Below are 13,959 nucleotides of genomic sequence, written 5' to 3'. Positions count from 1 at the left end.
ACGGTCGCCTTTTTTGCTGACTTCCTTTGCTTTTGATGGAAATTGAGATGACCGATCAGACTACCCGCCTGCCGATCCGCCGCGCCTTGATCAGCGTTTCCGACAAGACCGGGATCCTCGAATTCGCCAAGGAGCTCGAAGCTCTGGGCGTCGAGATCCTCTCCACCGGCGGAACGTTCAAGCTGCTGCGCGATAACGGCGTTGCCGCAGTGGAAGTCGCGGATTACACCGGTTTCGCCGAGATGATGGACGGTCGGGTAAAAACCCTGCACCCGAAAATCCACGGTGGCATCCTCGGTCGTCGCGGTACTGACGATGCGATCATGAACGAGCACGGCATCAAGCCGATCGATCTGGTGGCGGTCAACCTGTACCCGTTCGAAGCGACCATCAACAAGCCAGGCTGCGACCTGCCGACCGCCATCGAGAACATCGACATCGGCGGTCCGACCATGGTCCGTTCGGCAGCGAAAAACCACAAAGACGTAGCCATCGTGGTAAATGCCAGCGATTACGCCAACGTCCTGGAAAATCTCAAGGCCGGCGGCCTGACCTATGCTCAGCGTTTCGACCTGATGCTCAAGGCCTTCGAGCACACCGCGGCCTACGACGGCATGATCGCCAACTACATGGGCACCGTGAACCAGGCCGCTGAAACTTTGAGCACTGAAGGTCGCAGCGAATTCCCGCGTACGTTCAACAGCCAGTTCATCAAGGCTCAGGAAATGCGCTACGGCGAGAACCCGCACCAGAGCGCGGCGTTCTACGTGGAAGCCAAGCCTGCCGAAGTCGGCATCGCCACCGCGACCCAGTTGCAAGGCAAAGAGCTGTCGTACAACAACGTCGCCGACACCGACGCTGCGCTGGAATGCGTGAAGAGCTTCGTCAAGCCAGCCTGCGTGATCGTCAAGCACGCCAACCCTTGCGGCGTAGCGGTCAGCCCGGACGCTGAGGGCGGCATCCGTCAGGCCTACGAACTGGCCTACGCCACCGACACTGAGTCGGCGTTCGGCGGCATCATCGCTTTCAACCGTGAACTGGACGCCGAAACCGCCAAGGCGATCGTCGAGCGTCAGTTCGTTGAAGTAATCATCGCCCCAAGCGTCAGCGCAGAAGCCCGCGCCATCGTTGCCGCCAAAGCCAACGTACGCCTGCTGGCCTGCGGCGAGTGGTCGGCTGACCGCGCGGCTGCCTGGGACTACAAGCGCGTCAACGGTGGCCTGCTGGTGCAGAGCCGCGATATCGGCATGATCAGCGCCGATGACCTGAAAGTAGTGACCAAACGCGCACCGACCGAACAGGAAATCCACGACCTGATCTTCGCCTGGAAAGTCGCCAAATACGTCAAATCCAACGCCATCGTCTACGCCAAGAACCGCCAGACCATCGGTGTCGGCGCCGGCCAGATGAGCCGCGTCAACTCGGCACGCATCGCCGCGATCAAGGCTGAGCACGCCGGTTTGCAGGTCGCCGGTTCGGTCATGGCTTCCGATGCCTTTTTCCCGTTCCGCGACGGTCTGGACAATGCGGCCAAGGTCGGCATCACGGCGGTGATCCAGCCAGGCGGTTCGATGCGTGACAACGAAGTGATTGCTGCTGCTGATGAAGCGGGCATCGCGATGGTATTCACCGGCATGCGCCACTTCCGTCACTAAAAGCAGTCGCAAGCTTCAAGCTGCAAGCTGCAAGAAAGAGCAGACAGGTGTCGCTCCTTCTTGCAGGTGCAGCCTTATTAATTCAAAGCCGTAAGCTGTAATTGAGCGCCACGCAGTCGCTCTTACTTGCAGCTTGTAGCTTGCAGCTTTCTCCGAAGGAGTCTCTCTTTGAATGTTTTGATCATTGGCAGCGGTGGCCGTGAACACGCTCTGGCCTGGAAAGTGGCTCAGGATCCGCGTGTGCAGAAGGTTTTCGTTGCACCGGGCAACGCTGGCACCGCCATTGAAGCCAAGTGCGAAAACGTCGCCATCGATGTGTTGGCGCTGGAGCAACTGGCCGATTTCGCTGAAAAGAACGTGTCTCTGACCATCGTCGGACCGGAAGTGCCGCTGGTGGCTGGCGTCGTTGATCTGTTCCGCTCTCGTGGTCTGGACTGCTTCGGTCCGACTGCCGGTGCTGCGCAATTGGAAGGTTCGAAGGCTTTCACCAAGGACTTCCTCGCCCGTCACAAGATTCCGACCGCCGATTACCAGAACTTCACCGAGATCGAGCCGGCCCTGGCTTATCTGCGTGAAAAAGGCGCGCCGATTGTGATCAAGGCCGATGGCCTCGCTGCCGGCAAAGGCGTGATCGTCGCCATGACCCTGACCGAAGCCGAAGACGCCGTGCGCGACATGCTCGCCGGCAACTCGTTTGGCGACGCCGGTTCGCGCGTGGTGATCGAGGAGTTCCTCGACGGCGAAGAAGCCTCGTTCATCGTCATGGTCGACGGCAAGAACGTGTTGCCGATGGCCACCAGCCAGGATCACAAACGCGTCGGTGACGGCGACAGCGGCCCGAACACCGGCGGTATGGGTGCCTACTCCCCTGCCCCGGTAGTCACCGCCGACGTGCATCAGCGCGTGATGGACCAGGTGATCTGGCCGACCGTGCGCGGCATGGCCGAGGAAGGCAACGTCTACACTGGTTTCCTTTATGCCGGTCTGATGATCGACAAGGCCGGCAACCCGAAAGTCATCGAGTTCAACTGCCGCTTCGGCGATCCGGAAACCCAACCGGTGATGCTGCGTCTGCAATCGAGCCTGGTGCTGCTGGTTGAAGCCGCATTGGCGCAAGCGCTGGACAAGGTTGAAGCGCAGTGGGATCCGCGTCCGAGCGTCGGCATTGTGCTGGCCGCTGGCGGCTACCCGGGCGACTACGCTAAAGGCGCGGCGATCAATGGTCTCGATGCAGCGGCGGGTCTGGAAGGCAAAGTCTTCCACGCCGGTACCGCATTGAAGGACGGTCAGGTCGTTACTGCGGGCGGCCGAGTACTCTGTGCCACGGCCATGGGCGCCACCGTCGGTGAAGCGCAGCATCAAGCCTACAAACTGGCCGCTGCCATCGATTGGGAAGGCTGCTTCTACCGCAAGGACATTGGCTACCGCGCCATTGCCCGTGAACGCGGCGAAACCCAGGAGTAAGCGATCATCAGGCCCGGCGCGGGATGCCATTCCTCGCCGGGCTGTTCGGTCGTCGCGCATCGTTATATTCTGGCATCAACCTACGAAGGGATTTCGCCGTGCGCTGGCTCAGGATTGCCATAAGCTTCACCGTCACGCTGATGACCTTGCTCTGCATGCTCCCGGCCCAGGCCGCGCAAGGCAGTGGCTGGTCGGTATTGCTTGACGATCAGGGCATCCTGCAACTGAGCGACATCCGCTCCGCTCGCTACACCAATCAATTCAGCCCCACCGAGCTTGACCGTCTGACTGCGGCCGAACCCGAGGGCGCCCTGTGGCTGCGCTTCAAACTGGCGCCGGGCAAGCACGAGCAAGTGCTGCGCATCTTTGCCCCTGACTTGTCACAGCTCAATCTCTACGTGCTCGACGGCGACCGGCTGATCGAGCAACGCAATACCGGCAACGAGCGGCCCCAGGCCGAGCGACCGTTGCCGAGCAGCGATTTCATGCTGCCGCTGCCCCAGGCCGACAAGCCCCTCGATGTCTACGTGCGCATGGTCTCCGACCATCAGTTGCGCCCGCACATCACCCTGCAGGCAGCGCTCGAAGGCGCGGCCGATCAGAAGCAGACGCTGATTTTCGGCCTGCTGTTCGGCTGCCTCGCCATGCTCCTGCTGCATAATCTGGTGCGCTACGCCTACTCGCGCTCGCGCAGCAGTCTGTGGCTGGCAATCTGTGAAGGCCTGCTCGGGCTGAGTCTGTTCCTGTTGCTCAACCTTGCCGGTCCGTGGCTGCCGAACTGGCATGCGTTCCAGACGCCAGGGGCTTATCTGGCCCTGTTGCTGACGGCTCCCGCCGGGTTGATGTATGCCCTGCGCTTCTTCGCGCCTCTGGGCCAGCACCCGCTGAACAAACTGCTGTGGGGCGACATTCTGTTGATCGTCACGTGCAGCCTGTTGCTGCTGTTCGTCAACACGTTGCCGCTGAACATCATCACCTACGCACTGGTCGCACTGGCCGGCCTGAGCATGTTGCTGGTGGGCTTCTATCACTGGCAAAAAGGTTATCGCCCGGCGCGTCTGTTCGTAGCCGCCATGGTCGTGTTCAACATCGGCACGCTGGTCATCCTCCCGGCGCTGCTGGGGTTGACGCTGGTCACGCCGCAAGGCCTGATCATGACGCTGATGGTGTTCATCTGCATCAGCGGCCTGTTGATGAGCATTGCCTTGGGTGAGCGACAGCGCAGCATCACCGAAAGCCGCTTCAGCATCAGCCGCGACCTGGCGGCCAGCAACGCCGAAATCAACGCCAAAGCCGAATTCCTCGCCAAGATCAGCCACGAAATCCGCACGCCGATGAACGGTGTTCTGGGCATGACCGAGCTGCTGCTGGGCACGCCGCTGTCGGTCAAGCAGCGCGATTACGTGCAGACCATCCACAGCGCCGGCAACGAACTGCTGACACTGATCAACGAGATCCTCGACATATCCAAGCTCGAATCCGGGCAGATCGAACTCGACGACGTGCAGTTCGACCTCAACGCGCTGATCGACGATTGCCTGAGCATCTACCGGGCCAAGGCCGAGCAACAGAACGTCGAGCTGATCAGTTTCATCCAGCCGCAAGTGCCACGGGTGATCAGCGGCGATCCGACACGCCTGCGCCAGACCTTGCTGAGCCTGTTGGAAAACGCCCTGAAGAAAACCGAGGAAGGCGAAGTGTTGATCGTCGTTGCCCTCGATGAGCGCAGCAGCAAACCGCGCCTGCGTATCGCCGTGCAGGACAGCGGCGCGCCGATGGAGCAGGAAGAGCGTGAAGCATTGCTGCACGCTGAACTGCACAGCAAACATTTCCTTTCGGCCAATCGCCTCGGCGGCAATCTCGGCCTGGTGATTGCGCGACAACTGATTCGTCTGATGCAAGGCGAGTTCGGCATCAAGAGCGGCGCCACTCAGGGCAGCACGCTGTGGCTGACTTTGCCGCTGGACCCGGATCGCCTCGAGCATCCGACGTCCGATCTGGACAGCCCGCTGCAAGGTGCACGGGTGCTGGTGGTCGACGATAACGACACCTGCCGCAAAGTGCTGGTGCAGCAGTGCAGCGCCTGGGGCCTGAATGTCAGCGCCGTGCCGTCGGGCAAGGAAGCGTTGGCACTGCTGCGCACCAAGGCGCACCTGCGCGATTACTTCGACGTGGTCCTGCTCGACCAGAACATGCCCGGCATGACCGGCATGCAACTGGCAGCGAAGATCAAGGAAGACCCGAGCCTGAACCACGACATCCTGCTGATCATGCTCACCGGCATCAGCAACGCGCCGAGCAAGATCATTGCGCGCAACTCGGGGATCAAACGGATTCTGGCCAAACCGGTGGCCGGCTATACGCTCAAGACCACCCTCGCCGACGAACTCAATCAGCGCAACAAGGGCCAGGTGGTGTACCAGCCGCAAGTGCTCACGGCGGCTACGGCAGCCAAAGTGCCGAGCGACTTCCGCATCCTCGTCGCCGAAGACAACACCATCTCGACCAAAGTGATTCGCGGCATGCTCGGCAAGCTCAACCTGCAGCCGGACACCGCGAGCAATGGCGAAGAAGCGCTGCAAGCGATGAAGGCCCAGCGTTACGATCTGGTACTGATGGACTGTGAGATGCCGGTCCTTGATGGCTTCTCCGCGACGCAGCAACTACGCGCGTGGGAAGTCAGCAACCAACGCATCCGCACGCCGGTCGTGGCGTTGACCGCGCATATTCTCGCTGAACACAAAGAGCGCGCGCGTCAGGCGGGGATGGACGGGCACATGTCCAAACCGGTCGAGCTGTCGCAGTTGCGCGAGTTGATCGAACACTGGGTCGCCCAGCGCGATCAGCAGAACCGGGCCACGACCCAGCCGTCGTAAACCGACAGATTGTCCGGTGCCTGATAGACTCCCCCGACTCCATCGCCAGTGAGCTTGCATCATGCTCCATGTGTTGTTCAGCGTTTATCTGAAGATGCTGGTGCTCTACAGCCCGTTCTTCGTGTTGTCCTGTTTTATCAGCCTGACCCGCGGCTATTCGCGCAAGGAGCAGCGGCGCCTGGCCTGGAAGGTGGCGCTTGCGACCTTGATTTCCAGCGTTCTGCTGTATTTGTTCGGGCGAGTGATTTTCGATGTCTTCGGCATCACCGTGGATGCTTTCCGCATTGGCGCCGGCAGCGTGCTGTTCATTTCTGCACTGGGCATGGCGCAGGGCAAACCGGCGGTGCAGGCCGACAATGTGCAGCAGGACGTGACCATCGTGCCGCTGACCATTCCGCTGACGGTCGGCCCGGGCACCATCGGTGCATTGCTGGTGATGGGCGTCAGCCAGCCGCACTGGGACGACAAGCTCACCGCGATCATGAGTATCGCGCTGGCCAGTTTCACTGTCGGTGTGGTGCTGTACCTGTCGAATCGCATCGAGCGGATTCTCGGCGATCAGGGTTTGCAGATTGTCAGCCGCTTGATGGGATTGTTTGTTTGCGCGCTGGCGGCGCAGATCATCTTTACCGGCGTCAAAGGTTATCTGGTGCCTTGAGCGCCCGCAGTTTTACGCACAGGACACGATAAAACGCCGCGAACGGCAACGTTCGCGGCGTTTTATCGTGCAGGCTCAACCCGTCAAGGCAACTGTTCAGTCACGGCCGCCAGCGTAGCGGTGGCGTCGCTGTCCTGCGCAGCCTCAAACGCCAGCAACCATTGCTCCAGCGCGAACAGATACAGGCGACCCGACACGCGGAGCGCCAACTCGCATGCGCTCTGCGCTTGGGCGTTGCGCACGATCAGACTGCGACCATTGTCCGGATCGGCAAGCAACAGCTCGTCAGCAACCCGCGACATCAACCAATGCCCACAGTCCCCCACGTCGAGCGCGAGCAAGCCTGGCTCCGACGCTTCGCTGGCGGACGGACGCCGCACATCGACAACAACACAATCAAGACGCGGCCAGCTATCGGCCGAAATCCGATAGCCCTCCGTGTGCGAACCAAAGCTCAGGATCAATGTGTCCACGCCGTCAACCAGCAGCGGCAGGACTTCGGTGAGGTCATCGCTCACTTGCAGCGTCATGACCTGAGCATCACGGCGGGCATGGCTGCCCGGCAACCAGACGCTGTCGGTCGTTCCGGCACTGAAAACCAGCTCGTCGATCGAGTCGAGCAATAGCGGATTATCGGTATCGCGCGTACCGAGGAACGTCGCCCACTGGCCATCCTCCCGGGCAGTCACATCAAACAGCTGATTCAGCGTCGGCACGTAATACTGGTAACGATTGCCCGTATTTTCGACGGGCAGGAAGGCGGCATGAGATTGTCCGTCCAGCAGTTGCTTCAAACGCTCGCACAATTGTGCGGGCGTTTCGCCGAGGCGATAGGACCAGCGATTTTCCGTGCCGATAATTCGTGCCGGTTGTTGATCCTGCAGTTGCAGCGTCACGCCTTCGCGGGTGCGCCCGAGCAGGCCATCGCCCTGCGGCAGGACTTCGCCGAATGTCCACGATGACCAGACCGGTTCGGCCTGTGGCAAGGCCTGGCGATGCTGCACGACGCTGCTGTTGCCGAACGCCGCGCGAGCTTCCTCGAATGACACTAGCTTTTGCCGCCAGATTGCTCCGGCATCGGAATCCAGCAGCCAGACGGCTTGCCGGTCCGGCGTCAGGCCCAGTAACGTCGGCTCACGGTTGCCAGGCGTTTGCGCCAGTACCAGCTTTTCGTCCACGCACCATGCGGCCAGAAAGGGCTGGCCTGCCTGGGCGCGCAAGCCGATGATCGCAAATGCTGCGCTGTTGTATTGCCTGGCCAGCGCCGGCAGTGCGGCCAGCCAGTCGGGATGTTGTTGCAGCCAGCGCTGGCTGAGGCCGACGAACTGCAGCACATCCCTGTCTATCTCGGACAACCAGTTATCCTCACGGGCACCGAGGTCGATCTCGAACAGTCGACCATCGCTCAACGTGGCGAGATAGCTGTCACCGACACGTCTGATGTCAACCACATCCCGTGCCAGCGCCTGCTGCATGAAAACATTGTCACGCAGTTCGATGCCATGGCTGAGCATCTGGTTTTGCTTGCTGTAGAACAGCCGCGCCGTAGCCGGATCAGCGGATCGCGGCATGAGCAACACTCTGTCCGCGTCACTGTACGGGTCCGCGCGGAAGTAGCGGCCATTTTCCGCGCCGATCCAGGCTCGCTCGAGCAGTTGATCGAAGGAATAAGCCTGCGCATGAATATATGGTGCGTAGCGCCATGTGCTGATGGCCGGAGCCATGCCGGGGGTTTCGTCGGCATAGGGGCGAGGCTGTTTCTGGCGATGACGGAAAAACACGATCCGGCTGCCTTCTTCAGGTTTGAGGGGGAATTTTCCAACCCGCGCGACCTTAGCGTGATATCGGTCAGCGTCACGTCCTTGTCAGCCAGGTGAAATTCCAGCGTGGTTCGCATGTTGAGGTTTTTGCGCTCAACCAACTGCTGCGAGACGCGCAGAGTGCCGTCTGCGAGTTGCGCGAAAGCGCTGATTTTCGTGCCGGTTTCAAGACTCAGCAAACGATAGCGCTGCACGACCAGCCCGCTGAGCACATTGACGCGCCAGACGGTGGCGTGATCGGGATGATAAAACCACGCTTCATCTGCCGTGGCGGCGCCCAGCAGCAAGCCATCGTTGACCGCGCCAGGCAGGTTGCGCGCGTATAACAGGCGTCTGCGCGGGCCATCGTAAAAAGCCGTGGTCCTCAGCGGCTGGCTGGCCGGGGTGAACGGCACGTTGAATCGCTCAAGCCTCAGATAGCCGGCGGCCAGACGATCCTCGTCACCGAGTTTGCTCAGTCGCGCAAGGACATCGCGGGAATGGTGGGTATCGCCAAGGGTAACGGACACCAGGCGCAATGCATTGTGCTGCCAGTCCAGCTCGTACAGTTCACCTCCGGCCAGTTCGATCAGCCCCTCGAAAGCCGAAAGCACGATGCCGTCAATCGTCAATTGACGCCCCGCCAGATATGACCGTGGGCCGTCGTCATCCGCGATCACTGCATCAGCAAAGCGGACCTGCTCGAGATTGACCCAGGGCGCATGCACCAGCCATTTGCCAACGCCGTTAAATTTCACCTCGCTCGAACCGCGAGCCAGGCGCAACTGACAGTGACCGGGCATGGAGGTGATTTCATAGGAAATTTTGTGCAGCCATTCCACCGGCAACGTCGGCACCGCCAACTGACGAACATGCTCGTTGAGCTGCACGCGAATCGTGGTCGGTTTATAAACCGGATGCAGCTTGTAGAGAATGTGTTTGAGCGACGGCGTGCTGTGCAGATAAAAACGCCGGTTGCCTCGCTCATCGTATTCGAGCTTGTCCGCCACACTGTTGCGCAATTGCGGGTAGCGGGTGTGGATGCGCTCATCGAGCTGTATTCTCAGAGTATCGCCCACTGCTATGACCGGATTGAAATACGACAACCAGTTCGGGTCGGGATGTTCACTGGCGCTACGCGGTTCAACCTGCTCTCCCGGCAAGGCCTCGTAAACATAGCCGGCGCCCCCCAGTTGATATTCGTAACCGTAATAGCAAAGCGGCGTGCAGGGCAGCACTACGGTATGCAGCGCAGCATCGTCGCGGATAGCCAGCGCTGCGCTCTCGCGCAGACCGAAGGCCTGGCGAATGTTCAGCGATCGGTGGATCTGCTTCGGATCATCGTTGTACTGCGGCAGCTCCAGCGGGCCGCCGCCCCACGGATAAAACCGCTGGCTGTCGAAACGAACCTGCCGGTCTTGCAGATCAAGCTGGGTAATGACGGCTTCGGGCGGGAACTGCAGCGTCCCGTCGGCAAAAGTAAAAGCGCCTGGCTGGTAAGCGTTGTGGACGGCACGCAAATGACTGCCGACCGCCGTAGCCTTGTCGGCGATTTGCCCCAGATTACTGGCAATCGCGGTGGCACCGATGCCGATACCAAGCAACGGCACCGACAGAATGGCTGCCGCCGCGCCGACCGTTCCACCGACTGCCAGCGCGGCAATGTCCAGCCCCAATGCCGCCACATTGAACGCCAGCGACGTGGAAAAACGTGAGCGCTGCTCGTGGTTCTGCGCCAGCGAAAGGTTGTAGATGTCGAAGCCGATGTTGACCAGCGAGAACGCAAAGCCGACACCAGTGGCTGCCGGCCCGAGCACACGGCCGGCCAGCGACGACTGACGCAACAGCAGCGCCTGCTCACTGGCGGCGACCTGCCGCACCAGGTTGATCACCTGAGCGGTATCGCTGACCACGCCGAAACCCAATTGGGCATAACTGACATAGACCTGCACTTGCAGGGCAATCGACAGGGCTGGCAACTGATCGCCAGCCTGGTAATCGCGCTGGCGCATTTCGGTGATCAGGGTCTGGATCGCAAAGGCAAAGCTCAAGCGACTGCCGCCATCAGACTCACCCGGGGCCGCGGGTTTGGCCGCTTTGACCAACCGCTGCAGATGCTCTTTGAGCGTGTTGAATCGCGGGTCGATGGTACTGACCGTTCGCGCCTGACGCGGGTTTTGCGCATCGACCAGAGTCAGCGAAAAAGCGCCGTCCGCCTGCGGCTTGAGGGTGTCGAGCAACGGCAGATATTCGCGCCCGAGCGAGTGATCGCGGCGCAATTGCCGCGTGGCCTCGCCGAATGCCTGCGCCCAGTATCGTGCATCCACTTGTGCCAGGCTTGTGCCCATGCGCGCGTTTTCGCTGAGCGAGCGCTGGCGCGCCAGCGCTTGTCTGGCCCAGACCGAGGCGCGGCGCGAATCGCTCGATGGCGAGTGTAAGAAACTGTCCACGCGCAACCCCGCCGACAGCTTGCGCTCGGCGATCACATCAGTGTTCAGCTCGATGACGTTGAAGTGCGCACCCGCCATGTCGCCCAGCCCGTAAAGCCTGGCCAGTGCGCTATCGCCTGCACTCAGATAACGCTCCACGCCAAGCCTGGCCTGGGCACCTGTGGCGAACGCGTAAATGGCAAAGTTCGGGTCGTAGAAGCGATAGACGAACCGGCCGTCTACTTGAACCTTGGCCATCAGCAACGCGTGATCGCCGGTGTCGAGCAACAGGACGGTAGAGGCCGTTTTCGCCTCCAGCTTCTGTATCAGCGAGTCCAGATCCTGCACGCCAAGAGGCTTGCCAATGGTGCTGGTCGGCACAGTCCGCAATTCGTTCAGCGCACTGAGCAACGCCCGTGAGCTGGTGTGTTCAGGATCGATGTTGGCCGTAGCGACATGCCCGACCAGCGTACGCTCGGCCGACTCGCCGGCGACCACCGCTGCGCCCATCAACAACACCAGCGGATAACACCGTCGCCCTGGGTCGCTGGGCGTGTGCATTAGCAAATCCTGCGACAGTTGCCGGGCCGAGGTCGCGCCGGCGCTGATGAACATTTCCCGAACCTGCGCACTGCGCTGAACGATCCGGGTGCGGTATTCACGCTGCGCGGTGCGCTTGATCTGCCCGATACGCTCGCGCCATTGTCGCACCGTCAGCGCTTCGAAGAGTGCCTGGACCTTGAGTTCACGCGCCGTCAGCACTTCATGCGCCTCACCCCGCGTCAGCGCCGTCTCGAATACCGGGCGCTGATGAATGGCTTTTTCGATGGCGTCAAAACGCGCGAAAGTGCCGTCTCCATCGGTTGCCACGGCAAGCTCACGCACGGTTTTCCAGACGCTCGCAAAGCCCCCATCATCCAGACTGTCTGCGCCGAAAATCCCGCCGAGCATGACCCGCACCAACGGACTGAGTTGTTGCAGCGGCAGCGCGTCATGGGCAACGCGACTGAACAGTTCGTTGAGATTGCTGGACGTTTCGGCGCCATGGGAAACCGGCAGCTCGCCCTGCGGTTGCGCAGCAATCAACTGCCGCGTGTCGAAGCCGAAGGCAAAAGCATCGGTGAAGGTGATCTCACCGCTGAGTTTTTCGCGCATAGCCCGGACAAAGGGCTCGCCCAGGTCATCCATCCATTGCTGCAGGACCGACGTCAACAATACCGGTTTACCGCCCACCACCGGCCAGCCCTGCTTGAACGTCAGCGTCTGTTGCGGTTTGAGCAGATCCGCCAGTTGGCCGGTATAACGCGACTTGAGTTTGCCGCTGCGCCATTTTTCCTGCTCTTTGGCCAGCCACTGCGCCTCATCGTCATTGACGGTCCAGCCGGAGATCATTTCCTCCTCGGTAAAAACGTTATAGCCCTCGACCAGTTTCAGATGATTGCGGATGCGGTCGATCTGGTCAGGCAGCAAATGTTCTTCGATGTATTTGGTCAGCCCGGCGGCCGCTGCCCCCGGTCCGGTAAGGGTAATCGTGCTTCGAGCACCGACCCGAATGCCGTCCTGATAATAGGAATGGATGGCTTCGATGAGCCTGCCCGCGGCGAAATGGATCGTTGAAGCCGGGAATTTCTTTTGCACGAGCACTTCATTCACGACGTTCTGAATAACCGCGACCAGACGCCCCGCGTCGTTCATATCGATACCGGCGGCGATCGCACGACGCTCCACTTGCAGCAGGCAGTCATAATTCAGACGGATCATCTGCATGTAGGCCATGGTCATGCCACTGCCGGCGTGGGCGAGGATATGCGCGTTCATTTCCCCCGCAACGGATACCCCATGAGCCGTTCCCAGACGCATCGCATCCCGTGGTACCGAATGCTGCTGCGGGGCGACGAAGATCTCCGCTAGAGGAGGCTTGTTGCGAGCAAACGTCTGTAACGCCTCCCGATCTGCAGCAGCAATAGTCTCTACTCTGTCGAGATAGCGATGCCGGTCGCGACCCGGCATCAAGGTTTCATCGTTATTGAGCAACACTTGTAATACGCCAATACGTTGCTCTTCGCTGTAACCGCTGATATCCACGCCACCCAATTTGTCGGCCAACGGTGGCAAGTAATCCATGTCAGTGTAACGACCACCCTCCAGATACTCAGCCTGCAAGCGCACAACATCACTGGCCGCTGCGAAGTTGCCGCGCATCGCCACTTCACGTTGATAGACATCGGCCAGAAAATGCCCGTGAAACTCTTGGCGAACATCGCGCAACTGCAAATCGCTACCGGCCAATTGTTCATGAGTCTGCAAACATTGCTGCCGAAAGCTCTCCAGTGTTGCCCGGTCTTTACCGTAGGCGCGCACCATCAATTCAATACGGGCATGATCGGCTTTGCCTTGCCATTGCGGTTGTTGCAGAAAATCGAACATCTCGTGTTTCAAGACTCGCGCCCGGTCTTCGATCATCTTCGCCAATTCGCCGGGCTTGCTCACGGTGTCACCACCCGACTCCATCGCATCCACTCGCGCGCTGTCGGAAATGACCCGATTCATTTCGAAAGCAAGCAAGGCATCGCTGTCATACCAGAGATTGAACTGGTAGCCCTCTGTGGCCAGAACCTTACGCCAGACATTCATGTAATCACGCTGGATAGCGCCGACCTGGCTGCCGCCGACCCAGACAAAGTGCATTGTTTTTGGCACTGGCGCGGGTATGTCACTGAACATGCTCACGGTTGCCGCCAGGCGCGTCGCGTAATCGCGCAGACCGTTTTCGATTCGATCAATGGCCACCGGCATGGGCGCCTTCTTGCGCTTGGCCAGGCGCTCGAAGTTGTCGAGGAAAAGCGTTACGACTTGCAGTTTTTCAGTGAAATCCGAGGCCCTGCCTGCGCTCTCGTAAAGCGCTGTCAACTGGGCATATTCTTCAGTAGCGGAAAACTCCTTCAAGGCGCGTTGCAGCGCTGAATAATCGTTGGCAGAAATAAGATCCGCTTCGCCGACATACTGTTCCATGACACTCATAAGCCTTCATCCCTGATTCATTAAAGTAAACCTGGACGAAGTTATGCTGCCGATGCA

The 13,959-nt window shown here is 60.3% G+C and carries 5 protein-coding genes; 4 read left to right on the top strand and 1 reads right to left on the bottom strand.

Annotation, left to right across the window (positions count from 1 at the left end):
• Positions 1-47: 47 nt before the first annotated feature.
• The 4 genes from purH (at position 48) to ACZZZ4_RS11955 (ending at position 6,653) form a co-directional block, all read left to right on the top strand.
• Positions 48-1,655: a bifunctional phosphoribosylaminoimidazolecarboxamide formyltransferase/IMP cyclohydrolase gene (gene purH, locus ACZZZ4_RS11970; protein WP_039757009.1), complete on the top strand. Its 1,608-nt coding sequence runs from the start codon at positions 48-50 to the stop codon at positions 1,653-1,655.
• 168 nt (positions 1,656-1,823) lie between these two features.
• Complete coding sequence (gene purD, locus ACZZZ4_RS11965; protein WP_463547885.1) at positions 1,824-3,119, top strand: phosphoribosylamine--glycine ligase; 1,296 nt, start codon at positions 1,824-1,826, stop codon at positions 3,117-3,119.
• Positions 3,120-3,217: 98 nt separating this feature from the next.
• Positions 3,218-5,995 carry a hybrid sensor histidine kinase/response regulator gene (locus ACZZZ4_RS11960; protein WP_310403789.1) on the top strand — a complete coding sequence of 926 codons (2,778 nt, stop codon included), beginning with the start codon at positions 3,218-3,220 and terminating at the stop codon, positions 5,993-5,995.
• A 61-nt stretch (positions 5,996-6,056) separates the two neighbouring features.
• A complete protein-coding gene (locus tag ACZZZ4_RS11955; protein ID WP_016771870.1) occupies positions 6,057-6,653 on the top strand; it encodes a MarC family protein in 597 nt (198 codons plus the stop codon).
• 1,405 nt (positions 6,654-8,058) lie between these two features.
• Here ACZZZ4_RS11955 and ACZZZ4_RS11950 read toward each other — a convergent pair.
• Entirely contained in the window at positions 8,059-13,902 is a 5,844-nt protein-coding gene (locus ACZZZ4_RS11950; RefSeq protein WP_463547884.1) for a TcdA/TcdB pore-forming domain-containing protein, read from the bottom strand.
• Positions 13,903-13,959: the final 57 nt, after the last annotated feature.

Source organism: Pseudomonas sp. AC252 (genome assembly GCF_979258105.1).
Note: the sequence above shows the minus strand (reverse complement) of the source record. Positions and strands in the feature narration are given on the sequence as shown.

Excerpts from the sequence above, each read along its gene's own strand:
- ACZZZ4_RS11955 (WP_016771870.1), top strand. The coding sequence starts at position 6,057 with ATGCTCCATGTGTTGTTCAGCGTTTATCTGAAGATGCTGGTGCTCTAC.
- ACZZZ4_RS11950 (WP_463547884.1), bottom strand. The coding sequence starts at position 13,902 with ATGAGTGTCATGGAACAGTATGTCGGCGAAGCGGATCTTATTTCTGCC.
- purH (WP_039757009.1), top strand. The coding sequence starts at position 48 with ATGACCGATCAGACTACCCGCCTGCCGATCCGCCGCGCCTTGATCAGC.